The sequence below is a fragment of the Stenotrophomonas sp. WHRI 8082 genome (genome assembly GCF_040223995.2).
Classification (GTDB): domain Bacteria; phylum Pseudomonadota; class Gammaproteobacteria; order Xanthomonadales; family Xanthomonadaceae; genus Stenotrophomonas.
On record NZ_CP167826.1, the window covers coordinates 70,144 to 93,530 of the forward strand.

Genomic DNA, 23,387 nt, shown 5'->3' on the forward strand with positions numbered 1-23,387 from the left:
CAATCCCGCATTATCAACAAGCCGTGTTGCAATCACCACCCCGTCACGAATGACTCATTTCAGCTGCAGCGGATAACGCTGCCACAACACGTGCACGAGGAAGCCGGTGAGCTCGGCATCCTTGCCGCGGATGGACGAGCGGATCTTGTCCAGCAGCACCATGTCGCTGCACTTGCGCACGTCAGCATGATTGGCCTGGCCCGCCCGACGTGCACGGTAGCGCGCCGCGCGCTGCGCATCGCTCATCGCATACCCGAATTTCGGCGGCCTGCCCCGCTTGCGCGGCAGGGACAGTTCAAAGGTGCCGGGGTCTTTATCGTCGCGCATGCGGGGGGACAGATGAAACGGCCGCGCACTTTATCGTGAGGCATCACTTTAATCCAGCTTTTTCGTCACGAATCCGCTTGATTTCAGGCGTCTCGCCACTGTTTTTCAATCGCCTCCACATACGTCACCCATCGCCAGCTGTTATTGATGCGAATGCTTCTTGATTGCATCTCTGGCTCGGTGGCGTTACGCTGGCTGTCACCTTCATCAACCGCAGGGCCCCGCGCACCTGGATCTGCCTGATCCGTGCGGCGCCGGCCGGCACACGCACGCCCATGACCCAGACCGCACGCGCCCCGCTCTCCTCTCTTTCATGCCACCCGCTCGCCCTCGCCTGCGCGCTCGCCGCGTTCGCACCCGCTGTCCACGCGCAGCACGGCAGCGCTACCGAGCTGGATGCAGTCCGTGTCAACGCGTACCGCGCGGCGAACAGTGTCAGCAGTGCCACGAAAACCAGCACGTCGGTTGCCGAAACACCGCAGTCCGTGTCGGTGATCGAACGCGCCGAGCTGGATGCGCGCGGGGTGCAGTCGCTCAACGATGCCATGCGCTACGTGGCCGGCGTCAGCCTTGAGAGCTCGGGCATCGACAACCGCGTCGACGATTTCCGCATCCGTGGCTTCGATGCGGGTAGCTGGGCGAACAACGTGACCCTGGACGGGATGCGTGCACCGCAGGGCAGCCAGTGGAACCGCAGCATGTTCGACAGTTGGAACCTGGAGCGCGTGGAAGTGCTGAAGGGACCGTCTGCGGTGATGTACGGCCAGGTCGCACCCGGCGGCATGGTCAACCAGGTCAGCAAGACGCCGCAGCCGGACCAACGTCAGCAACTGCGACTGGGGCTGGATGCGCACGGTCAGTACAGTGCAGCGTTCGATGTGGGCACCGGCACCGACGATGATGCGCACCTGGTGCGCCTGGTCGGCCTGTATCGCGACGGCGACACGCAGATCAAGTACACCGAGCAGCAGCATTGGTTCCTGGCGCCGAGCTACACCTGGCAGATGGCCGAGCGCACGCGCATCACTTTGCTGGGCATGTATCAGAAGGACGACGGCGGGTCGACCTACCAGTTCCTGCCGATGGACGGCACGCTGCGCGCCACGTCGCAGGGGCACATGAAGAACACGACCTTCATCGGCGAACCGGACTGGAACACCTTCAACCGCACCCTGTGGACAGCAGGCTGGATGTTCGAGCACGCCTTCAATGACCAGGTGACCTTCAGCCAGAGCGCGCGCCGCACGCACGTGGATTCCCTTTATCGCGGCGTAGTGACCAATGGCGCACTCAACGCCGACGGCCGCACGCAGGCACGACGCGCCACCTACGGCACCGGCGATTCCGATGGGGACACCTTCGATACGCGCCTGCAGGCGCGCTTCACGACGGGCAACGTCGACCATGTCGCGCTGCTGGGCTGGGACTGGCAGCGTGCGGACTGGGAGGGCGTGCGCGGCGCGATGAGCAGTCCGCGCCCGATCGACATCTTCAACCCGGTCTACACCGGCTACGTGCCGCAGGTCACCTCACTCAGTCCCACCGAGGGCAGCAATCGGCAGAGTGGTGTCTACCTGCAGGACCAGCTTGCGCTGGGCAACTGGCGGTTAACGCTGGGAGGGCGCTACGACTGGACCAAGGACGACGCATCGAGCGCGACACGCAATCCGGTCACCGGCGCAACGGTCACGCAACCGCGCAGCGTGATCAAGAATGAAGCATTCACCGGCCGCGCGGGCCTGCTGTACGTGTTCGACAACGGGCTGACGCCGTATGTCAGCTATGCCGAATCATTCCAGCCCTCCTCCACCAGCCCGCTGAACAACTTCGCCGGGACTGCATTCGATCCGGTGACGGGCACCCAGTGGGAGGCGGGCATCAAGTACCAGCCCGCTGCGATCGATGGCCTGGTCACGCTGTCTGCGTTCGACCTGCGCCAGCAGAACCTGCTCACCCAGGATCCGGACCCGAGCCACAACACCTGTGGCGCCACCGCCGATGCGCGCTGTTCGATCCAGGACGGTGAGGGGCGGGTGCGTGGCGTGGAACTGGAGGGACGCGTGACGCCCTTCGAAGGCTTCAGCCTGATCGGCGCCGCTACGTGGATGGATTCGGAGATGACCCGCTCCGACCAGTACCAAGGCAAACAGCTGATCATGGTGCCGGACTACACCGCTTCGTTCTGGGCGGACTACACGTTCCGCGGCGGCGCGCTGGATGGTCTCAGCCTTGCTGCGGGCACGCGCTACAACGGGCGCAGCTACGGTGACAGCGCGAACCTGTACCGCATTCCCGGTTACACCCTGTTCGACGCGGCCATCCGCTACGACGTGGGCCGCATCGGCAACAGCGATCTGCAGCTGGCGTTGAACCTGAGCAACCTGGCGGATCGCCGCTACGTTTCCACCTGCACCACGGTGTCATCGTGTTATTACGGCAGCGGCCGCACGGTGATGGCGACCGCACGTGTGGGTTGGTAACAGCAGAAGCCGGTTGTTCGTTCCGGCCCCGCGATGCCGGACACAGGCCGCGCTGCGCGCTCGCCGACCCTGGGTCGGCGTTACCCGCCGGGCACAAAAAAGGGGCGGCCGTGGCCGCCCCTCACTTCCTTTCCTCATGCTGCCGGCGCGTAGCCATGCAGCTGCATCGTGCTGCTGGCGCGCCCCTGGCTGAGCGAGCGCAACGCGTTGCTGTAGCCCACCAATCGGGCCAGTGGGACCAATCCGCTGACCTGCGATCGACCGTCCTGCTCGTCGATCGCCTGCACCCGGCCGTGGCGCCGCTGCAGGTCACCGACCACGTCGCCGACCGTCGTGGCAGGTGCCAGCACCTCAAGCGCCATCAGCGGCTCCAGCAGTTGCGTGCCGGCCTGCAACAGGGCGGACTTCACCGCCTCTGCGCCAGCGCGATGGAACGCCTGCTCGGACGAGTCCTTCGCATGGGTCTGGCCGTCAAGCAACACGACGTCCACCCCCACCACCGGGTGACCCTGTGGCCCGCTTTCCAGCGCCACGCGCACGCCCTGCTCCACTGCCCGGATGAAGCCACGCGGTATCGCGCCGCCGACCACGCGGTCGATGAACACCACGGCATCGTCGTCGCGGGGACGCAGGTCCAGCACCACGTGGGCAAACTGGCCCTGCCCCCCACTCTGCTTGACCACACGGCCCACCATGCCCAGCACCTCGGCGGCCGGCTTTTCCAGGTAGGCCACCCGGGGCTGGCCCACCCGCACGTCCACCTTCCACTCGCTGCGCAGGCGTTCGATCATCACCTCCAGGTGCAACTCGCCCATGCCCCATACCCGCGTTTCACCGCTGTCCTGATCGGTTTCCACGCGGAACGACGGATCTTCCTGGGCCAAGCTGGCCAGCCCTTGGCTGATGCGCAGCAAGTCACTGGCCTGCACCGCTTCCAGCCGCCATGCCAGCACCGCCGGCTGTGTCTGGATGGCTTCCAGCACCAGCGGCTGCTTCACCGCCGACAACGTCTCGCCGCTGCTGGCGTCCTTCCAGCCCATCACCGCGACGATATCGCCGGCCTGCGCATGGTCGATGTCGTGCAGCTGGTCAGCCTGCACCCGCACCAGCCGCCCTACACGTCGTGAACCGACGCGGGAGCTGGCGACACGGTCGCCCACCCGCAGCGTGCCGGCGTACACGCGCACGAACGCCAGCGCGCCCTGCTGCGGATGCGTGACCTTGAACAGCAGCGCGGCCAGCGGCGCCTGCGCGTCGGGTAGCACGTCCACCACCGATTCGCCCTGGCGGGCAGTCACCGCAGGCCGGTCCAACGGCGAAGGCAGGTAATCCACTACCGCATCCAGCAGCGACTCGATGCCCTTGCCCTTGAACGCAGCACCGGCGAGCACCGGCACCCCAGCGCCGCGTACGGTGATCCGTCGCAGCGCCGCGCGCAGCGCTGCATCGTCCACCGCAGCGCCCTCCAGCCACGCATCGGCCACGCCGTCATCGAGCTCCGCGACGGCCTCGACCAACGCATCGCGCGCTGCCCGCCACGCCACGGCCTCCACGTCCGTCCAGGGTCGCCGCTGCAAGGTTCCTGCAGCGTCCCAGTGCAGCAGCTGGCGATCCACCAGATCGACCCAGCCAGCGAAGTCGCCTTCAGTGCCGACCGGGATGCCCAGGGGCAACGGACGTGCGTGCAGGCGCTCGGCGAGCTGCTGCACCACGCGATCAAAGGACGCGCCGACTCGGTCCATCTTGTTGACGAACGCGAGCAGCGGCACGCCATGCCGACGCGCCTGCCGCCATACGGTTTCAGACTGCGGCTGCACACCGTCGACGGCCGAGAACACGGCGACCGCACCGTCGAGCACGCGCAATGAGCGCTCCACTTCGATGGCGAAATCGATGTGTCCGGGGGTGTCGATCAAGGTCAGGCGATGTGCCGGCAGATCGCGCGGCGCCCAGTGCGCCTGCACGGCGGCCGCGCCGATGGTGATGCCGCGCTCGCGCTCGATCGCCGAAAAATCGGTGGTGGCCGCCCCGTCGTGGACTTCGCCGACGCGGTGGATCTGCCCGGTTTTCCACAACAGGCGTTCGGTGAGCGTGGTCTTGCCCGCGTCGATGTGCGCGATGATGCCCAGGTTGCGGCGCAGCGAAAGGGTGTGGGTGTTCATGGTGGAGCTCCTGCTGATGCCAACCACAAGGAACCGCGTGTCCCGGTTGGCGGCAGGACACGCGGCTAGCGTTCGGTCTCGGCGATCTGGTGCATGGCACGTTCTCCTTCGTGGGTGCGGCGGTTGAAAACAAAAAAAGCGCCCGGTTGGGCGCTCTGCTGGGGGTCCAAGGGCGACCGGTATGCGGTCAGCGGCCTTGCAGTCCACCGGGCAGACGCCCCCGTTCCGCGCAGGCGCGGAGCAGCAGGTGAAACGTCAGCAGCGGAACAGCGTTCATTGGACGGGCCAGCGAATGAAATGGAAGAGAGGCGCTAGTGTGCGCTTGTTCGCGCTGGAAACAAGCGCTGATTGAATGCACCAGCAGAACACTGCAACGGATTACAGGGCATTCGATCGATCTGGCTACACCACCACGACCAGCGGCACCGGCCGCCGTGGGTGTTGCAGCACCAGCACGTCCTGCTGGTACACGCGGCGCAACGTGGATTCGGTCAGCACATCGGCAGGCGGCCCATCCGCCGCCACGCGCCCCTGCTCCAGCAGCACGATGCGATCGGCATAGCCTGCGGCCAGATTGAGGTCATGCAGGACCACGATCACGCACGCCCCGGCATCGGCCAGGCCGCGGACGGTTCGCAGCGTGCGCTCCTGATGGCGAAGGTCGAGCGCGGCCGTCGGCTCATCGAGGAACAGCACCGGCGTGGCCTGAGCCAGCACGCGCGCGAACGTCGTGCGTGCGGACTCCCCGCCGGAGAGCTGCTGCACCTCGCGCTGGCGGAGCGGCTGCAGCTCGGCCGCATCCAGTGCAGCCTCTACCTGGCGTGCATCGTGAGCAGGCTCGGGCGGATGCGGCAGGCGCCCCATCGCCACGACCTCTTCCACGCTGAAGGCAAAGCGCACGGCATGCTCCTGTGGCATCACCGCACGCTCGCGCGCCAGCGCGCCGGCCTGCATCGCCTGCAGCGGCCTGCCATGCAGCAATACCTCGCCCGAATCGGCCTGCAGGTCGCCGCATGCCACGCCGAGCAGGGTGGACTTCCCTGCCCCGTTCGGCCCGACCAGCGCCGTGACGGTGCCGGCCATGAACCCCAGGTCGACCGCCGCGAGGATGGCCCGCTGCTGGCGCACGACGCCCACGTTGCGAAGGGTCAACAGCACGCTCATACGCCTCCCTTGCTGCGCCGCTGCATCACCAGCCACAGGAAAAACGGCGCCCCCAACGCAGCGGAGAACAGGCCAAGTGGAATTTCAGATGGCGGATCCAACGTCCGCGCGATGGTGTCGGCCACCACGATCAGCAATGCACCCAGCACGCCGGACAGTGGCAGCATCCAGCGATGTCCCGGCCCCACCAGCAGCCGTGCCACGTGCGGAACAATCAGGCCGACGAAGCCGACCGAGCCGGCGAACGCGACGGCGGCACCGACCAGCAGCGCACTGAATGCCACCAGCCGGCGACGCGTCCGCGCCACATCCAGACCCAGATGCTGCGCCTGTCGCTCCCCCAGCGCCAGCATGTCCAATGGCGTGGCAAGCCGCAGCAGGCACACCACTCCGATGGCGAACAGCGGCACCACCGCTGCCACATCGGCCCAGTCCGCGCTGGCCAGCGAACCCAGCTGCCAGAACACCAGCGACTGCAGTTGCGCCTCGCTGGCGATATACGTGAAGAAGCCGATCAACGCCGAGCAGAACGCTGCCATCGCGATACCGACCAACAGCAGGGTCGCATTGCCATCACCCCGGCCGGGCCGGGCAAGCGCGTACGTGATGCTGATCGCCACCGCGCCCCCCGTGAACGCAGCCAGTGGGATCACCCATCCGCCCACGGTGGCCGCGCCGAGCACGATGGCCGCGACCGCGCCCAGGGCCGCGCCCTGGCTGACACCGACGATCCCCGGATCGGCCAGCGGATTGCCGAACAAGCCCTGCAGGCTGGCACCGGCCATCGCCAGCGACGCCCCCACGATGGCACCCAGCAGCACGCGCGGGATCCGCAACTGCCACACCACGGCCACATCGCGCGCGCTTACCTGCGCGGCATCCACCAGGCCCAGCTTCACCCCCAGCGCCTGCAGGACCTCCATCGGCGGCAGGCGCAACGGCCCGACAGCGAACGACGCCAGCACCGCCGCCAGCAGGGCGATGAACACCACCAGCAGCATCAGCTGGCCACGTCGGCGTCGCCGGTCCGGTGGCAGCTGGAACGACATCACGGTCATGCCGGCGGAAGCGCCGCCAGTGCCCGCGCCAGTGCCAGCGCGCCCGCCCCCGAGCCCACGCTGGTGTACTTCAACTGCAGGTCCGGCATCACCCACACCCGTCCGGCCTGCCCGGCCGGCGTCTGCTTGAGCGTCGGATAGGCCTTCCACAGACCGTCGGCACCGCCGAACAACTGCAGGTCATGCGCAGTGACCAGAATCACCTCCGGCGCAGACGCCAGGACACCTTCGTTGCTCAGCGCGGAAAAATTGGCCACACCCGCTTCGGTCCCGATGTTCAGACCGCCCGCCAACGCGATGAGCGTGCCGGAGGCACTGTCTGCACCGGCCACGGTCGGATTGCCGCCAGCGCCCGTGGCTGATACGTGGATGACCCGGGGCCGACGCGTGCTGGCCGCAGCGATCGCGGCGGCTTCTTTCAGCTGTTCTTCCACCGCACGCGCCAGTACTGCACCGGCCTCGGCGCGCCCCACCGCGGCGGCCACCTTGCGCACCTTGTCAGGCGCCGGCTGCAGATCGTCGATGATCACCGCATCCTGCCCCACCGCACGCAGCTTGTCCGCCAGATCGCCATGACGGCGCAGGCTGTTGCCCAGGAACAGTGACCCGCCGAGGCTGAGCACGCCTTCCACGCCCGTAGTGCGATTGAACAGGAAGCGATGGGGCGCAGACCGGCCCGCATCGGTCGTCGCGTTGGTCGGTGCGGCGAAGATCTGCGCGCCCTGCCCGAATGCCTCGATCACCGCGATGATGTCATCGCCGCCCGCGATGATGCGGCTGGCATCGTCGACCTCCACCTCCACGCCGTCGTCGGACCGGACCCGGGCCGGCAACGTTGCCTCGCCCGCCGCCACCGACGGCACGCGCTCGCCGCCGATCCGTTGCCAGCCGGGCGGCAGCACGGCGGAAGGGTCCGCCTGCTTTTCCGGTGCGGCGGAAGGCGTTGCAGCAGCCTGTACGGCCACGTCGGCCTTCGCCGGCTCGCCACTTCCGCTGCAGCCACTCACGGCAAGGGCGACTGCCATCGCCATGGCCAGCGTCGAAGCGGATCGGGTGATCGGATGGTTCATGCAGGGGCTCCTGGAGGGGGCGACACATGGCCGCCCCGTCGATACGGGTGCAGGTTACGGTTGGCGCAGCGCGATACGGGTGATCCGGTCACCGTTCGGATCGTCGGCGCCCTTGGATTTGTTCACGGCGAAGACATTGCCCTTCCCGTCGGCACGCACGTGGTTGGGGAACGTACCGCCATCGAGATTGCCGACTACCTTTCCATCGACATCCACCACCGTCACCGTGCCCGCACCGCGATTGCTGACGTAGGCCAGCGCGGACACCGGATCGAAGGCGACGTTGAGGGCGCCGGCACCCACGGCGACATCGTGCAGCACCTTGCCTGCCGCCACGTCGACGATCAGCAGGTTGTCACTGCCCTGCGAAGCGACGAACAGACGCCCTGTCTTCGCATCGTAGGCCACGCCGGACGCACTGGCCGCATTGCCCAGTGCGATCACCTTGTCGACCTTGCCGCTGGCCACGTCGATCACCGCTGCTTCGGCGGTACCGATGCTGACGGTGAACAACTTGCCGGCGTGTTCGTCGAGCACCAGGCTCATCGGCACGAACTTGCCCTCGTCTTCGCCGGAGGCCAGCGTGATGGGGGGCAGCGACGCGAGCGTTCTGGCATCGAAGACCGACAGATGGTCCTCGCCGGTTGCCGACGCGAAGACCTTGCCGTGCACACTATCGACCACGACATCGCGCGCGTGCGGCACCGCGCCGACATCGAACTGGCGGACCAGCGACAGATCGGCCTGCCGATACACGGCGACCGTATCCTGCCGCGTGTTGGTCACCCACACGGTGCCGTTGGCATCATCTACGCCGACGCCGTACACCGCGTAGACACTGTCCCCTTTGCCGCCGGGCACCTTCGCCGGGGTGATGGTCTTGAGTACCTTCAGTGAAGCCGGATCCACCTTCAACAACTGCGACTGGGTCACCGGCGGGCGGCCCACGGCAGAGGTCACGAAGATCGCGTTGCTGGCCGCGCTGTACGCGCTCTGGTACAGGCCCTGCACCAGCTTGTTGGACGCCGAGCTGAAGCGATCCTGCCCGCTCAGTGCCAACTGCGGTGACACCCGCAGCGTGGCGACCGCAGCGGCCGCCGGACCCGTTGCGCGTGCGACCAAGGGATGCTGGCCCGGCACGGCGTCGTCTGGAATGAGCAGCTCCGTCTTGAACTGGCCGTTGTCATCCACCGTGAACGGCACCGGGGTCAGCACCGTGTCGCCACGCAGCAGATCCACCCGCTGGCCTGGGACGAAATCGCTGCCGATGATCTCTGCCTTGCCGCCCGCTACGGGGTTTTCACTGCGGGCGGTGAGCTTGCCCTTGAAGCCATTGGCCGGTGCATCGAACACGGGCTGTGCGGATACAGCGACGGCGAACAGGATGCCGGCGGCGAGGATGCTGGTGCGAAGCGGAGTACAGAGGGTCATGACAGGCTCCTTGCAGGGGTGCGCCGTCTGGGCGCAGGGTGTCATTGCCTGGGCGGTTCGCCTGCCATGCGCAGGATGCCTGGGTAGGGTGGTCTGCGACGGGGTCGCCGCAGGCCGGAAATCAGGGGCGTGCGGGGTCACCGCTGTGATCGGCGATACCGTACAGCGCGGACAGCGCGGCCTTGAACGAGGCCGGCAACATCGGCCCGTGGCCCAAGCCCGGAAACTCGCGATAGCGCACTTCAAGACCCGGTTGCGTGGCAAGCCGACCGGCCAGTGCATGCGCGGCATCCGGCGGTGCGCCACCGATACGGCGCAGGTGCGCGACCACGCGCGGGTTGCCCATGTCGCGCACCCCGCGGTTGCCGGTGCGCTCATCCCCACCCAGCATCACCCACAACTGGGCGGACTGGCCGGCGCGGTTTTCGCTGAACTGGGTTTCCATGTCGCCCAGCGGTGCACCTTGGCTCCACCACAACGACGGACTGGCCGCGATGTACTGCTGGAACGCCGCGGGCCGGGTGTACAGGCTGCTGAGCACGAACAGCCCGCCCAGTGAATGGCCCCACAGCGCTTGCTGCTGCGCATCCACGTTGGCGCGCCGCGCGACCTCGGGTTTGATCTGGCGCTCGATGACTTCCTGGAACGCGAACGCGCCGCCGCCGACGACCTGCGCGGTGCCGTTTTCATCGTCGGCGCGGTCGATCCAGACGGTGTAGTCGCGGGTGCGCTGCAGCGAATCGATGCGGCGCTCGTTGTCATAGCCGACCAGCACAAGCACCGGCGGCGCCTTGCTGGCGGCGAGCTCGGTCAGCAGCGGCGGGTCGAGCACCATCGCAACGGCATTGCCATCCAGGGCATAGAGCACCGGAGCGGGAGTCGCACTGGCCTTCAACGGGATCGCGAGATTGACGCGCCAGTGGCGCTCCCCGTCCGGACTGTGGACCACGAACCGTTCGAAACGGTAGCTGGAAGAGGGAGCATCGAGCACGGTCCGGCCCATCATCTGATCGGGATTGCGCTGCTGCGCCTGCACGGACATCGCGGCAGCGAGGCCGGACAGGCAGCATGCGGTGAGCAGTGCAGCGCGTTTGAGGAAGGACGTGCGGTGGAACATGGGACAAGGCTCGCAACAGGTGCGCCGGCACCGGCCGGTGTCCGACAAGGCATCGAACGCCTCGTACGCCAGTCTATCAAATGCGAATGGTTCTCGCTTTCGCTTCCGCAACGCCCGAGCACGTCTGACGGCCAGCGGCCGTCACTACCGGTGAAACGGCCTGCACCCGGTACCGCCGAGCCACGCTCGGCGAGCGCGCAGCGCGGCGCCTTTGTTTCTCCGCCGAGCACGGCTCGGCGCTACCAGGGCGACGTGCCCCACGATTGCGCCCTCACAGCGCCCGCGCGGACTCCGCCAAGCGTGCACCCAGCCACACCAGGAACATGCCGCCGACCACGCTGACGCCCAGGTACAGCGGCACCAACGCAGCCCGATCATTTCGCGCAAACACCAGGGTTTCCAGCATCAGTGACGAGAACGTGGTCAAGCCACCCAGCAACCCGATCACCAGGAACGCGCGCAACAACACCACGTTGCCCCCACGCTGCTGCAGCCACACCAACAGGTAACCGGCAACGAACGCGCCGATGAAGTTCGCCGTCAACGTGCCCCACGGAAATCCCTGCCCCACACTGCGCAGCAGGGCATCACCGATCAGGAACCGCAGCGCCGACCCCAGTGCGCCGCCGGCCATCACCAGTCCCAGCTGCTGCCACCACAGGCCACTGCCCATCAGCTGTCGCCCTGCCCCACGTCCTGCTTGCCCGCCCGCGCCTGCTCGCGCTGCGCGCGCAGCCGGTCCAGCTTTTCCTTCAGCTTGATCTCCAGCCCGCGCGCGACCGGCTGGTAATAGACGCGCTCGCCCATCGCATCCGGGAAACCCGTCTGGTCCAGCGCGATGCCGCCCTCCACATCGTGGTCGTACTGGTACGTCGCGCCATAGCCCAGGTCCTTCATCAGCTTGGTCGGCGCATTGCGCAGGTGCAGGGGCACCTCCAGCGTGCCCGATGCACGCACGTCAGCGCGCACCTGGTTGAAGGCGGCATAGCCGGCATTGGATTTGGCGGTGCTGGCCAGATACAGCACCAACTGCGCAAAGGCGAGCTCGCCTTCCGGGCTACCCAAGCGCTCGTAGATATCCCACGCTTCCAGCGCCATCGACTGCGCACGCGGGTCGGCCAGGCCGATGTCTTCGATCGCCATGCGGGTCAGGCGACGCGCCAGATACGCAGGATCGCACCCGCCATCCAGCATCCGCGTCAGCCAATACAGCGCCGCATCCGGGTTCGATGAGCGCACCGATTTATGCAGCGCCGAGATCTGGTCGTAGAACTGTTCGCCGCCCTTGTCGAAGCGACGGGTGCGGTCGGCCAGCACCTGCAAGAGGGTCTGCGGGGTGATCCGGCCGCCCTCGTCCACGGCCAGTTCGGCAGCGATTTCCAACAAGGTAAGCGCACGTCGCACGTCACCGTCAGCCGCCGTGGCGATCTGCAGCAGCAGCGCGTCATCGACCTCGATGCCCTCGGTGCCCAGGCCACGCTCGCTGTCGGCCAGCGCACGTTGCAGTGTCTCCACGATGTCCTGCGGCGACACGCCTTCCAGCACGTGCACGCGACACCGCGACAGCAACGCCGAGTTCAGTTCGAACGACGGATTTTCCGTGGTCGCGCCCACGAACAGGATCGTGCCGCGCTCGATGTGCGGCAGAAAGGCGTCCTGCTGGGTCTTGTTGAAGCGATGCACTTCGTCGACGAACAGCACGGTGCGGCGCCCTTCGGCGAACCGCTGCGCCGCTTCGGCCAGTACCTGGCGCACCTCGGGCAGGCCGGACAGCACCGCCGAGATGGCACGGAACTCCGCGTCGGAATACTGCGCCAGCAACAAGGCCAAGGTGGTCTTGCCGCAGCCCGGCGGCCCCCACAGGATCATCGAGTGCACGCGTCCGGACTCGACCGCACGACGCAACGCGCTGTCCGGCGCCAGCAGGCGCTTCTGCCCGACCATCTCATCGAGCGTGCGTGGGCGCATCCGCTCGGCGAGCGGGCGCAGGTGATCCCGATCCACGCTCAGTAGATCAGGGCCGGGAAATGAAGAGGTACGTTGTCTGGCCACACGCCTATTGTAAAGCCACGACCCTGCACGCGCCGAGCAGGGCCCGGCGCGCGGGCGCCATCATTCGCCGATGACGTCGGTGCCAGCGGGCGGCGTAAAGGTGAACGTGCCGCGTGCGAACGTCGGGTTGCGCTTCCAGCCGCTGAAGCTGATCTGCGTGCGCTGGCCGACGGCATCGGTGATTTCCATCCGCGCCAGCCCCTGTGCATTGAAGCCCAGGGCGGCGAACTGGAAGCTGGCCTCGGTTTCACGCTTCGGCGTCAACGACAGCCACTGCAGCCCATCGCGCGGCGCCGCTTCTTCGCTGACATCGTATTGCTGATCCAGCAGGGCCGGATTGATCAGCGCAGTCAGCGGGCTGTTCTGTTCTTCCTTGCCCTGCGCGCGCACGGTAGCCTGCTCCAGATCGGGCTCATACATCCACACCTTGCTGCCATCGGCCACGATCTGCTGCACGTGCGGGCGCTGGTACTCCCAGCGGAACAGGCGCGGCGCGGACAATGCGACGCGGCCACTGGTGGTTTCCTTCACCTTGCCACGCGTGTCGAATACCTGCTGGCTGAACTGCCCATCCAGACCCTTCAGGCCGGTGGTGAAGGTTTTCAGCTCATCGCGCGCACCTGCCCAAGCACTGGTCGAGACCAGGCACGCAGCGGCAAGCACGGTGGTGGCAAGGGAGCGTCGGATCTTGGCGTGCATGTCGAGTTCCAGGAGAACGTGGAAGGATGAGGTGGAGTGTGCCCGGCATATGCTGAATGGGCGATCCATGGTGTCGTGGTCAGCCTGCGGCCGGCACCCGACCGTAGACGATCTGCCCGCGGAAGCCGCGACGTACCTGCTGGAACAGCTCGCGGAACGCGGCGTAGTCTGCGGGCTGGCACAGCGCCTCGTCGCCACGGACGGCATGCTGCTGCAGCCGGTGGCGGGCCACCACCTGCTGGCCATCGCGCTGCCACTGCACCGAATAGCGTCCGGCGGCGTTGCTGAAGTCCTGCGCGGCAGGCAGTGCGATGAGGGGCACGCCGTCCGGCAGCCGCACGCGGTAGGTCTCTTCGCGCAGGCTGGCGTCGCACTGGAACGGCGTGGCGTTGTCCGGCGCCGACGTCGCGGTGTAGGCGTCACGGAAGGATTCGGCCCCCGGCGGGTCGGGCAAGGTCATGCCGCCGACCAGGTTGAAATCCACGTAGTCGCTGGCGCTGAAATCGAAGACGTAGTTGAATCGCTGCTGCAGGTCCTGTGGGTCACCCTGCAACTGCAGACGGCCCTGCCCGTCGAAGCCAGAGGCGGCCATCATCGTGGCTTCGGCGCGCGCGCGGTTCTGTGCGTTCAAGCGCACGAACGACGCACGCATGCCGATTTCCGCACTGTCGCCGGGTTGCAGCCGGGTCTGGCCACGCAGGTTTCCAGCTCGGTCGAACACGAAATCCGCCTCGAACGCCATGCCGTTGCGCACGTCGTCGTTGGCCGGCGTACGCGCAAGCGTGGCCGGGCGGGTCAACAGCACGGGCGCACCGAGGTCGCCATTGGGCAGTTGCCCGGAGCGGGCCCACGCACTGGTGGAATCGAGATAGAGATCGAGCGAGGGCACATAGGTGATGGCGTGATTGAAACGCCCCAAGGTGGGCACCGCCGGCAGGGTCGGGCCGCCGGACGCGCCGATCAGCACGGCCGTGCTGTCGATGCCCTTCGCAGCCAACAGCGCTTCCAGGATCACCACGTGGTCCTTGCAGTCACCGTAGTGGTTGTCCAGCACGCTCTGCGCACTGTTGGGCTCCAGGCCCCCGTTGCCGAGGTAGACGGCAACATAACGGATGTTCTGTGCCACCCAGCGGTACAGCGCATCCACCTGCGCGCGGCGGTCATCGATGCCGGTCGTCAGCTCGTCGGCCAGCGCCTGCAGGGCCGGGGTCACCGTCGCTGCACTGCCCGCTTTCAGCTGGTAAGCCCGCGCCATCTGCGGCCAGTCCGCGTATGTGCTGGCCATGATGGTGGGACTGAACTCCCATGGCGATGCCGTCCAGTTCTGTGCCGGCAGTGAGTCGCTGCGCGCGTAGCTCCACTCCCAGCGCGCGAGCCCGGCGCGCACCGTCGGCCGGTCGCTGCCCCGCACCCCGTCGCTGCGCACCTTCATCGCCAGGCCGGCCGGAGCGCTCAGGGTGACCCGCGCGTCGTCGTACTGGTTGAACACGCTGAAGGTCTCCCACAGCCCGAAGTAACCGGGGAAATACGGCTTCTGCTGCGTGCGGCGGGTGGCATAGACCACGCGTGAGCCGGGTGCCAGGTTGGGGAACACGATCACCCGCACCTTGCGGTCGGCATACATCGCGGCCGACGCACTGGAGTAGCTTTCCTGGGTATAGATGCGGTCGGCCGGCACATCGCGCCGCTGTCCGTCCGCGGTCAAGGTGTAAGCCTCCAGCACCTCCAGGCTTTCCATCTTTTCGCTGTAGCTCAGCCGCACCTGGCTGAACTGATCGACCGCGCTGCGCGTCTTCAGCAGGATGTCGTAGTGCTCGGTCTGCGTGTTGCTGGCGTCGGCGCTCACCACGTAATCGGCGCGGTAGCGGGCGAAGCTGAAATTGTTGCTGGCCTCGGCCGGCGCGGCACCCGGTGCATCAGCCGCGCGCGAAGCGGGCGCTGGCACGACCGGCGCGTCTGCCGCGAAGGCGCAGCAGGCAGGCAGCAGCAAGGTTGCCAGCAGTCCGTTGCGGAGCAGTGCCATCGAATTACCCGTCTACAGAAGGATGAAAGAGGGACGGGGTGACCGACCTTGGTCGTCACCCCGCCGGGATCATTTCGGCGGCGGCGGCGCCAGCACGGTGCGGTCGCCGTTGTGCTCGGGCGAACTGACCACGCCGGCCGCTTCCATCGCCTCGATCAGGCGCGCGGCGCGGTTGTAGCCGATTTTCAGGCGACGCTGCACACCGGAAATCGAGGCGCGGCGCGTCTCGGTCACCACGCGCAACGCCTCGTCGTACAGCGGATCGGACTCATCGCCGGACGATGCGGTTTCCGGCAGGCCGCCGGCGCCGACGACCACGCCATCGCCCATCGTCTGCACTTCGTCCAGCACCCCGTCGATGTAGTCGGCCGGGCCCATCGCCTTCAGGTGCTCCACCACGCGGTGCACTTCTTCGTCGGACACGAACGCACCGTGCACGCGGTCCGGCAGGGCGGTACCCGGCGGCAGGTACAGCATGTCGCCGTGCCCGAGCAGCGTTTCCGCGCCGGACTGGTCGAGGATGGTGCGCGAGTCGATCTTCGAGCTGACCTGGAAGGCGATGCGGGTCGGGATGTTGGCCTTGATCAGACCGGTGATGACATCCACCGACGGGCGCTGGGTTGCCAGGATCAGGTGGATGCCGGCGGCACGCGCTTTCTGTGCCAGCCGGGCGATCAGTTCTTCGACCTTCTTGCCGACGATCATCATCATGTCGGCGAATTCGTCGATGAAGATGACCACGAACGGCAGCGTCTCCAGCGGTCGCGGCGCCTCCCCCAGCTCCGGGTTCGGCTTGAACAACGGATCCATCAACGGCTGTCCGGCGTCCTGTGCGTCCTTGACCTTCTTGTTGAAGCCGGCCAGGTTGCGCACGCCCACCGCGCTCATCAGCTTGTAGCGGCGCTCCATCTCGGCCACGCACCAGCGCAGGCCGTTGGCGGCCTCCTTCATGTCGGTGACCACCGGCGCCAACAGATGCGGAATGCCCTGGTAGACGCTCAGCTCCAGCATCTTCGGATCGATCATCAGCATGCGCAGGTCTTTCGGACTGGCCTTGAACAGCAGGCTGAGCACCATGGCGTTGACCGCCACCGACTTGCCCGAACCGGTGGTACCGGCGACCAGCAGATGCGGCATGCGCGCCAGGTCGGCCACCGTCGGGCGACCGGCGATGTCCTTGCCCAGCGCCAGGGTCAGCGGACTGGGCGATTTGTCGTATTCCTTCGAACGCAGCAGTTCGGACAGGAAGATCATTTCGCGGGTGACATTCGGGATTTCCAGGCCGATCACCGACTTGCCCGGAATCACATCGACCACGCGCACCGACTTCACCGACAGGCCGCGGGCAATGTCCTTGTCCAGCGTACTGATCTGGCTGACCTTGATGCCCGGCGCCGGTTCAATCTCGAAACGGGTGATCACCGGGCCCGGATAGGCCCCCACCACCACCGCATCGATGCGGAAATCCTTGAGCTTGAACTCGATCTGCCGCGACAGCGTCTCCAGCGTCTCTTCGTCGTAGCCCTTCGGCTGCGGCTTGGGATCATCCAGCAGCGCCAGCGGCGGAAGATCCGAACCGTCGCCATTGACCCCCTGGAACATAGGAATCTGGTTGTCGCGCTTGGCGCGATCGCTCTTCTCGATCACCGGCTCCGGACGCGGCTCGATCTTCACCGGCTCGCGCTTGGCGCGCACCTCGGCGTCGACCTTGCGCACTTCCTGGCGCTCCTCACGCAGATCGCGGGTCTGCTTCCACTCGGTGGCCTGCTCTTTCTTCTTTTCCAGCAGCGGTGCCAGCGACATCACGCCCTTGCCGATCTTCTCCATCACCGACAGCCAGGACAGCCCGGTCGCCAGGGTGATCGAGGCCAGCAGCAGCACCAGCACGAACAGGTTGGCGCCCAATGCCCCAAAGCCCACGCTGAGCGAGCTGGCGACCAGCTTGCCGAGGATGCCGCCGGCCGAGGCTACTTCCGCACTGAACAGACGCATGTGCAGGAATCCGGTGCCGGCGATCAGGAACCCGACCAGGCCGACCAGCCGCAGGGCGGGATCCAGGTCGTTCTCGCCCTTGGCCTCGCGCTTGAGACCGAACATCGCGAACCAGGCCAGCGCGCCGAGCAGCAACGGCAGCAGGAACGCCATGTAGCCGAACAGCTGCAGCAGCACATCGGCGATCCACGCCCCGGCGCGGCCGCCCATGTTGTGCACCGGCGCCACGATGCTGCCCGTATGCGACCAGCCCGGATCAGTTGCCGAGTAGGTGAACAGACTGGCAACCAGATACAGCAACGCCGGCGCCACGGCGATCAGCCCCAGGTCGCGCCACAGGCGCTGACGGGTGGGATTGCTTTCAGACGGAGACGGATCGCGGCGACGGGGCTTGCCTTCGGCCGATCGGCTGCGTTCGGGGACCTGCTTCGCCACCTTGGACACTACCTTTGGAATACGCTGTTAGTGGTTGATAATAAACGAAGCGCGTCGATTTTCCGTCACCCTCGGCTGACGGACGCGTGGCCAGGGTCGGGATGGGCCGCCTGCAAGGCGGAGGACATCAGGCGCATCGCCGCGTTCCAGCCAGCGGGTTGAATCCCCCTGCCCCTGCCATCACTCTATGACCTGCCCCCAGCGCGCGCAAACCGCCGCCGCGCCTTGATCCCCTTACCTTTTCGCGAGTCTACATGAGCACCACGCTGCCTTCCCGCCATCAGAAGCTTGTCATCCTCGGTTCCGGCCCGGCCGGCTGGACCGCCGCAGTCTATGCCGCGCGCGCCAACCTGAAGCCGGTGGTGATCACCGGCCTGCAGCAGGGCGGCCAGTTGATGACGACCACCGAGGTGGACAACTGGCCGGGCGACGCCCACGGCCTGATGGGCCCGGACCTGATGACCCGCATGCAGGCACACGCCGAGCGCTTCGAGACCGAGGTCATCTTCGACCATATCCATACCGCCGACCTGTCGCAGCGCCCGTTCAAGCTGATCGGTGACAGTGCCGAATACACGTGTGATGCGCTGATCATCGCCACCGGCGCAACGGCGAAGTACCTCGGCATCCCGTCCGAAGAGACCTTCAAGGGCCGCGGTGTATCGGCCTGCGCCACCTGTGACGGCTTCTTCTACCGCGACCAGGACGTGGTGGTGGTCGGCGGCGGCAATACGGCGGTTGAAGAGGCGCTGTACCTGTCCAACATCGCCCGCAAGGTCTACCTGGTCCACCGCCGCGACACGCTCAAGGCTGAAAAGATCATGCAGGACAAGCTGTTTGCCAAGGTGGCTGCAGGCAAGATCGAGACCGTCTGGCACCACCAGATCGACGAAGTGCTGGGCAACGACGCCGGGGTCACCGGCGTCCGGGTGAAGTCCGTGCAGGACGGCAGCACCCGCGACATCGAGGCCCACGGCTTCTTCGTCGCCATCGGCCACCACCCGAACACCACCCTGTTCGATGGCCAGCTGGCGATGAACCACGGCTACCTGGAGATCCGCTCGGGACTGGGCGGCAACGCGACGCAGACCTCGGTCGAAGGCGTGTTCGCCGCCGGCGACGTGGCCGACCAGCATTACCGCCAGGCCATTACCTCGGCCGGCTTCGGCTGCATGGCCGCGCTGGATGCCGAGCGTTATCTCGACGCGCAGGGTAAAGCGAGCTGAGGCACGCCGCCGATGGAGTCGACCGCAAGTCGACTCCACCGGCTGCCTACCCGTCATCCTGCCGAGGCGCTTGGCATTTGATGGTGCGCTGAAGCCGGACTGGGTCGTGCTCGGCACATGGCATTGAACGTGCGTTCTCCCGCTGCCACTCCATCACTGTCGGTGAGTGCGATCTCCCACGTGATCTGGCCGTCCCTGCCCGTCTGGTTACGGCAGCTTGCCGTGATGGGAATGGGCTCCTCCGTAGGTTCATCGATCTGACGGGTCCCCCCGGTGCATCGCCAGCCAGCGGGGCAGCGTAAGGCACGCACCCGCAAGCTGATCGGGAACTGCGGATAACCCTTGAACGGCGCCAGCGTCGTGGCACTCCCGCCATCCTCCAAATCGACATCTTCGATGTTCTCGGCCTCGAAAGGCTGGCATGCCGCGCCTTGGCGAAACAACCGGAATCCTTTTTCGACACCTTTCATCGCAGCGTCGCGAAACGCCGGGTCCTGCAGGGCAAGGGCGTCCTCGGGACTTGAGTGGTAGGCGACCTCCACAATCACCGATGGCATCACGCCAATCCTGTTTTCACCATGCCCTCCGGGCCGCGCGTCTCCCCTGAATGGAAACTCTTCATAGCCAGCTTGCGACCTGACGAGCTCCTTCATGTAGCAAAGAATGCTGTCTGCAAGCGGGCGATCCTCTGGCTTGTCTCTGTGGTAATAGGCCTCTACTCCCCGAACTGCCGGGTTGTCACTACCGTTCGTGTGAACACTTATGAGCCCATCGGCCTGAATGAAATTCGCAAACAAGGGGCGGGCTCTGATGTCTTCCAGCATTTCCCGGTCGTTTGCGGTGCTTCCGGGAAGACTGTTCCATATAGCTGTCTGCTCCGGGTACAAGGCCTTCAAGTGGTAGCGCGCGGCTATTTTCCACCACGGTTCACCAGATGCCTCATGCTCGGCCAGATCACGGCTTCGAACCCGAGTCACCGTCATCTCGCTCCGTTGCTCGATCAACTCCTGCAGCGCGTCTCCAAAAGCGGGGGTGAGCAGATCTTCCCGCACGTCATTCAGGAGTGGGCGCTGGTAACGCCACTCCTGCCCGGGATGGTGCAGATACTGCCCATGGCTTGAGGAGACAACGGCGAGGCCTCCTGCCTGACGGGTCGCGCGCGCCGCGTCCGGACCCCAGCTCCCCGGGACGTAAGGGAAGTAAAAGTTGTAAGGCTGTCCCTGATACATCGCGCGTATCTGCGTGTGCGGCGGCATGCCTGCGAGATAGGCGTAATGGAGCAACAGGCTCCCAAGCTCCTGCTCGAGCTGTTCATTGGAGCCATCATCCTGCTCTGGAAGAGCTCCGGCCCCTAGGTCCATGTATATCAGGCTGTCCTCCAGATCCGCCCAGCTCCGGATCGTGACGTCGGTTGAGCTCCCTCGCCTCCTGCGGAAGGTGTCCATGTACTGCTGGGCCTCTCTTTGCAGGACTGCATCCAGCGCCGCATCCCGCGCCCGGGGGTTGACCGCCCCACTGGGTGAACTCCCAGCCGCAGCGGCCAGCCCAAGCAAGAGCCCCAACGCACACTTGTTCTTCCTGATGCACATCCCCATCCCCTCTTCCTGCCGGCCATCGCGGCCGGCGCTCTGAAGTCAATTTGCGCGCACCCGCCGACTCGTAACGTGCGCAGGCACTCGCTATTTGCCAAATCGATAGCGTCATTCCAATCGCCACCCGCAGACGATCAAGGGTTACTTCTCCGGTAAGGAGGCCGCTCGTTGCGCCCGCATTTTCGCTTCAGGGCGAGGGTCAGCAAGTTGCCACACGACTCGCTGGCGGCGACTGCCCAGTCTGGCAGCTTCGTCTTCCCGCTGGAGTCTCGGAAAATAAGCGTCGAGGTGCCTTCCCCCATAGCGATACTGCATGCCTGTAGCGTCAACGAAGGGAGCGCTGCGTGGCGGAAATTATCCAGCTGATCTTCAAATCCTCCCTCTGGGTCCGCCGGAAGAAAATCGCGGGGGAAATACACGGTGATGGCCCCCGTATCAACGTCCATTGAGGCACGCACAGGACCGCCGATACGCTGCCCCTCGAGTGGCTGAAGTCGTCGCAGGACCCGCAACGCTTCCCTCGTCAGCAAAGCGTCCAACTCACTATCAGTCGCGGGGGCGTGGGGTGACTTCCCGCGCCCGGCGTCGCCGCCGGAGCCCGCCGGTATCGCAGCCCCTGGCCCGCCACGCCGCAGGCTGTGGTGTCTGACAGCGTCCATTCTCCGCGCTTGGAGCGGAAACAGCGCCTCGAACGACTTGCCCCCGTATAGGAACACGATTTGCGGAGCGGGGCTGAATTTTTCCGTAAGCACCCGCACGCTATTGCCTACCCACTGCTCAAAATCCTCCATCTCAGCGCCAGGGTGATCCGGCCTGTAGCCTCGCAAGACGTCAATGACCACTTGCCGACCCGCTGCGTCGTGATGGACGTTGATCAGCACGTCGGCGAATGAGCGCTCCTCGCTGCGAAAGCTGGCCACGCCGTTCCGCGCTGCCTCGGTCAGCAGCGCATCAATGTCCACCGCCAACCCTGACATCCGACTGCTGCGGGCCATGGAGTGGGCACTGTCAGGTGGGGGCTGCGGCGCCATCGACGCCCCCGTCATCAACGGAGCGCACAGCAGCGTCCCAAAAACCTCAACATGTCTTTTCATCGCGTCACCCCTCTGCCCGGCGGACCCGTGGCATCTGCAGTCTCTGGCTTGCCACGTGATCGCGAAACTTCAGAAATCCGAGTGACCGGTAGGAAGCGAGCAGAGAAACGCATCAACGGGCAGCCACATCACCTGACCCACCGCTGCCAAGGCATCCCACGCCCAGTCCCGTGCTCTATCCTGTGCGCATGCCGCAGATCCGTTTCCTCGAAGACCTCCAGACGCTCCCCGCCACGCAGTGGAATGCCCTGCACGACGGCAGCAACCCCTTCGTCAGCCATGCCTTTCTGTCCGGCATGGAGCAGCACGGCTGCCTGCGCGAGGACTGGGGCTGGCGGCCGCAGCACCTCACGCTGTGGGAAGGCGAAACACTGGTCGGCGCCATCCCGGGCTACCTGAAAGAGAACTCGCACGGCGAGTTCGTGTTCGACCATGCCTGGGCGAACGCGTATGCGCGCCATGGTCGCGACTACTACCCGAAGTGGCTGGGCGCAGTGCCCTACTCGCCGGTGACCGGTCCTCGGCTGCTTGCCGCAGACCCGGCCGCGCGCGCGACCCTGCTGACCGCACTGGTCGAAGCACTGCCCGTGCTCGGCGTGTCTTCGGCGCACATCAACTTCCACCGCGCCGACGAAGAGGCCGCCTTCGGCACGGCGTGGCTGCTGCGCGAAGACATCCAGTTCCAGTGGCAGAACAGCAGCGGTTGGCAGGATTTCGAGCAGTTCCTCGCCGCGATGAACCACAAGCATCGCAAAAACATCCGCCAAGAGCGCAACAAGGTCGCCCGCCAGGGCATCTGCTTCCGCGTGGTGCACGGCGATGAGGCCAGCCGCGCCGACCTGCAGGCGATGTATCGCTTCTACCTGCAGACCTTCCTGGAATACGGCAATGCCCCTGCACTGACCGAGCCGTTCCTGCGTCACTTGGCCAGCACGCTGGGGCGTGGGCTGGTGATGTTCCTGGCCGAGCAGGAGGGCGAGCCCATTGCCGGGGCGCTCTGCCTGCGCGGCCGCGACACCTTGTATGGCCGTTACTGGGGCGGGGCCACCCTGCCCGGCCTGCATTTCGAGGCCTGCTATTACCAGGGCATCGAGTACTGCCTGCGGGAGGGCCTCACCCGCTTCGAGCCCGGCGCGCAGGGCGAACACAAGTTGGCGCGCGGCTTCCTGCCCACCGTGGTGCGCAGCCGTCACTGGATGGCCGATGCCGATTTTGCCGATGCGCTGCGGCCGTGGTGCGCACAGGAGCGTGCCGAGGTCAGCCGCTACCACCGCGATCTCGCGCAGCATGCGCCGTTCCGTCACGAAGAGCCGGCGGATTGAGCAGTGGCCGCGGCCCGGTTGCAGCAGCCGGCTCAGGCGGTCCGCGCGCTCGACGGTCAACAGGTCGACGGCTATCCTGACCGCTGGTTGCAGAGAAAGGTGCGTCGACCCCATGTGCACGATGGTTGAGCAAGGCCGGTCGA

17 protein-coding genes are annotated in these 23,387 nt (G+C 66.3%); 3 read left to right on the top strand and 14 right to left on the bottom strand.

What is annotated here, in order from left to right; translation table 11 throughout:
- Positions 1–54: 54 nt before the first annotated feature.
- Entirely contained in the window at positions 55–327 is a 273-nt protein-coding gene (locus ABRP17_RS00305) for a hypothetical protein (protein WP_188324062.1), read from the bottom strand.
- A gap of 275 nt (positions 328–602) precedes the next feature.
- Here ABRP17_RS00305 and ABRP17_RS00310 point away from each other — a divergent pair, with 275 nt between their 5' ends.
- Positions 603–2,807: a TonB-dependent siderophore receptor gene (locus tag ABRP17_RS00310; protein WP_349984186.1), complete on the top strand. Its 2,205-nt coding sequence runs from the start codon at positions 603–605 to the stop codon at positions 2,805–2,807.
- 134 nt (positions 2,808–2,941) lie between these two features.
- On the opposite strand, the gene fusA is transcribed toward ABRP17_RS00310, so the two are convergent.
- The 11 genes from fusA to ABRP17_RS00365 form a co-directional block, all read right to left on the bottom strand.
- Positions 2,942–4,969, bottom strand: coding sequence for an elongation factor G (gene fusA / locus ABRP17_RS00315; protein WP_349984185.1), 2,028 nt, complete (start codon positions 4,967–4,969; stop codon positions 2,942–2,944).
- Between the two features lie 402 nt (positions 4,970–5,371).
- Positions 5,372–6,133, bottom strand: a complete 762-nt coding sequence (locus ABRP17_RS00320) for a heme ABC transporter ATP-binding protein (protein WP_188324065.1) — start codon at positions 6,131–6,133, stop codon at positions 5,372–5,374.
- Positions 6,130–7,134: an iron ABC transporter permease gene (locus ABRP17_RS00325; protein WP_349984545.1), complete on the bottom strand. Its 1,005-nt coding sequence runs from the start codon at positions 7,132–7,134 to the stop codon at positions 6,130–6,132. The genes ABRP17_RS00320 and ABRP17_RS00325 overlap by 4 nt, the downstream gene beginning before the upstream one ends.
- 53 nt (positions 7,135–7,187) lie before the next feature.
- Positions 7,188–8,261, bottom strand: a complete 1,074-nt coding sequence (locus ABRP17_RS00330) for an ABC transporter substrate-binding protein (protein WP_349984184.1) — start codon at positions 8,259–8,261, stop codon at positions 7,188–7,190.
- Positions 8,262–8,315: 54 nt separating this feature from the next.
- Entirely contained in the window at positions 8,316–9,692 is a 1,377-nt protein-coding gene (locus ABRP17_RS00335) for an ATP-binding protein (protein WP_349984183.1), read from the bottom strand.
- A 121-nt stretch (positions 9,693–9,813) separates the two neighbouring features.
- A complete protein-coding gene (locus tag ABRP17_RS00340) occupies positions 9,814–10,809 on the bottom strand; it encodes an alpha/beta hydrolase-fold protein (protein WP_349984182.1) in 996 nt (331 codons plus the stop codon).
- 271 nt (positions 10,810–11,080) lie between these two features.
- Complete coding sequence (gene crcB, locus ABRP17_RS00345) at positions 11,081–11,482, bottom strand: fluoride efflux transporter CrcB (RefSeq protein ID WP_192093655.1); 402 nt, start codon at positions 11,480–11,482, stop codon at positions 11,081–11,083.
- On the bottom strand, positions 11,482–12,777 hold the full coding sequence (locus ABRP17_RS00350) for a replication-associated recombination protein A (protein ID WP_349984544.1): 1,296 nt from the start codon (positions 12,775–12,777) through the stop codon (positions 11,482–11,484). Before ABRP17_RS00350 ends, crcB begins: the two co-directional genes overlap by 1 nt.
- 144 nt (positions 12,778–12,921) lie before the next feature.
- Positions 12,922–13,560 (bottom strand): outer membrane lipoprotein chaperone LolA, encoded by a 639-nt coding sequence (gene lolA / locus ABRP17_RS00355; RefSeq protein WP_188324071.1) that lies wholly within the window; start codon positions 13,558–13,560, stop codon positions 12,922–12,924.
- Positions 13,561–13,639: 79 nt separating this feature from the next.
- Entirely contained in the window at positions 13,640–15,583 is a 1,944-nt protein-coding gene (locus ABRP17_RS00360; protein ID WP_349984180.1) for a DUF3857 domain-containing protein, read from the bottom strand.
- A gap of 69 nt (positions 15,584–15,652) precedes the next feature.
- The gene (locus ABRP17_RS00365; RefSeq protein WP_188324073.1) at positions 15,653–18,010 is read right to left on the bottom strand and encodes a DNA translocase FtsK; all 2,358 of its coding nucleotides are present in this window, start codon (positions 18,008–18,010) and stop codon (positions 15,653–15,655) included.
- Between the two features lie 254 nt (positions 18,011–18,264).
- Between ABRP17_RS00365 and trxB the strand changes: the two genes are divergently transcribed.
- Positions 18,265–19,236 (top strand): thioredoxin-disulfide reductase, encoded by a 972-nt coding sequence (gene trxB / locus ABRP17_RS00370; RefSeq protein WP_188324074.1) that lies wholly within the window; start codon positions 18,265–18,267, stop codon positions 19,234–19,236.
- A 53-nt stretch (positions 19,237–19,289) separates the two neighbouring features.
- Here trxB and ABRP17_RS00375 read toward each other — a convergent pair whose 3' ends face one another.
- Positions 19,290–20,681, bottom strand: a complete 1,392-nt coding sequence (locus ABRP17_RS00375) for an N-acetylmuramoyl-L-alanine amidase (protein WP_349984178.1) — start codon at positions 20,679–20,681, stop codon at positions 19,290–19,292.
- Positions 20,682–20,962: 281 nt separating this feature from the next.
- Complete coding sequence (locus ABRP17_RS00380) at positions 20,963–21,823, bottom strand: hypothetical protein (protein WP_349984177.1); 861 nt, start codon at positions 21,821–21,823, stop codon at positions 20,963–20,965.
- Between the two features lie 287 nt (positions 21,824–22,110).
- On the opposite strand from ABRP17_RS00380, the gene ABRP17_RS00385 reads away from it, so the two are divergent.
- Positions 22,111–23,244, top strand: a complete 1,134-nt coding sequence (locus tag ABRP17_RS00385; protein ID WP_349984176.1) for a GNAT family N-acetyltransferase — start codon at positions 22,111–22,113, stop codon at positions 23,242–23,244.
- The last annotated feature ends 143 nt before the right edge of the window (positions 23,245–23,387 follow it).

Excerpts from the sequence above, each read along its gene's own strand:
- ABRP17_RS00305 (WP_188324062.1), bottom strand. The coding sequence starts at position 327 with ATGCGCGACGATAAAGACCCCGGCACCTTTGAACTGTCCCTGCCGCGC.
- ABRP17_RS00310 (WP_349984186.1), top strand. The coding sequence starts at position 603 with ATGACCCAGACCGCACGCGCCCCGCTCTCCTCTCTTTCATGCCACCCG.
- ABRP17_RS00385 (WP_349984176.1), top strand. The coding sequence starts at position 22,111 with ATGCCGCAGATCCGTTTCCTCGAAGACCTCCAGACGCTCCCCGCCACG.
- ABRP17_RS00325 (WP_349984545.1), bottom strand. The coding sequence starts at position 7,134 with ATGCTGCTGGTGGTGTTCATCGCCCTGCTGGCGGCGGTGCTGGCGTCG.
- ABRP17_RS00360 (WP_349984180.1), bottom strand. The coding sequence starts at position 15,583 with ATGGCACTGCTCCGCAACGGACTGCTGGCAACCTTGCTGCTGCCTGCC.
- fusA (WP_349984185.1), bottom strand. The coding sequence starts at position 4,969 with ATGAACACCCACACCCTTTCGCTGCGCCGCAACCTGGGCATCATCGCG.
- ABRP17_RS00380 (WP_349984177.1), bottom strand. The coding sequence starts at position 21,823 with ATGGCCCGCAGCAGTCGGATGTCAGGGTTGGCGGTGGACATTGATGCG.
- lolA (WP_188324071.1), bottom strand. The coding sequence starts at position 13,560 with ATGCACGCCAAGATCCGACGCTCCCTTGCCACCACCGTGCTTGCCGCT.
- trxB (WP_188324074.1), top strand. The coding sequence starts at position 18,265 with ATGAGCACCACGCTGCCTTCCCGCCATCAGAAGCTTGTCATCCTCGGT.
- crcB (WP_192093655.1), bottom strand. The coding sequence starts at position 11,482 with ATGGGCAGTGGCCTGTGGTGGCAGCAGCTGGGACTGGTGATGGCCGGC.
- ABRP17_RS00330 (WP_349984184.1), bottom strand. The coding sequence starts at position 8,261 with ATGAACCATCCGATCACCCGATCCGCTTCGACGCTGGCCATGGCGATG.
- ABRP17_RS00320 (WP_188324065.1), bottom strand. The coding sequence starts at position 6,133 with ATGAGCGTGCTGTTGACCCTTCGCAACGTGGGCGTCGTGCGCCAGCAG.
- ABRP17_RS00340 (WP_349984182.1), bottom strand. The coding sequence starts at position 10,809 with ATGTTCCACCGCACGTCCTTCCTCAAACGCGCTGCACTGCTCACCGCA.
- ABRP17_RS00375 (WP_349984178.1), bottom strand. The coding sequence starts at position 20,681 with ATGGACACCTTCCGCAGGAGGCGAGGGAGCTCAACCGACGTCACGATC.
- ABRP17_RS00350 (WP_349984544.1), bottom strand. The coding sequence starts at position 12,777 with ATGCGCCCACGCACGCTCGATGAGATGGTCGGGCAGAAGCGCCTGCTG.
- ABRP17_RS00335 (WP_349984183.1), bottom strand. The coding sequence starts at position 9,692 with ATGACCCTCTGTACTCCGCTTCGCACCAGCATCCTCGCCGCCGGCATC.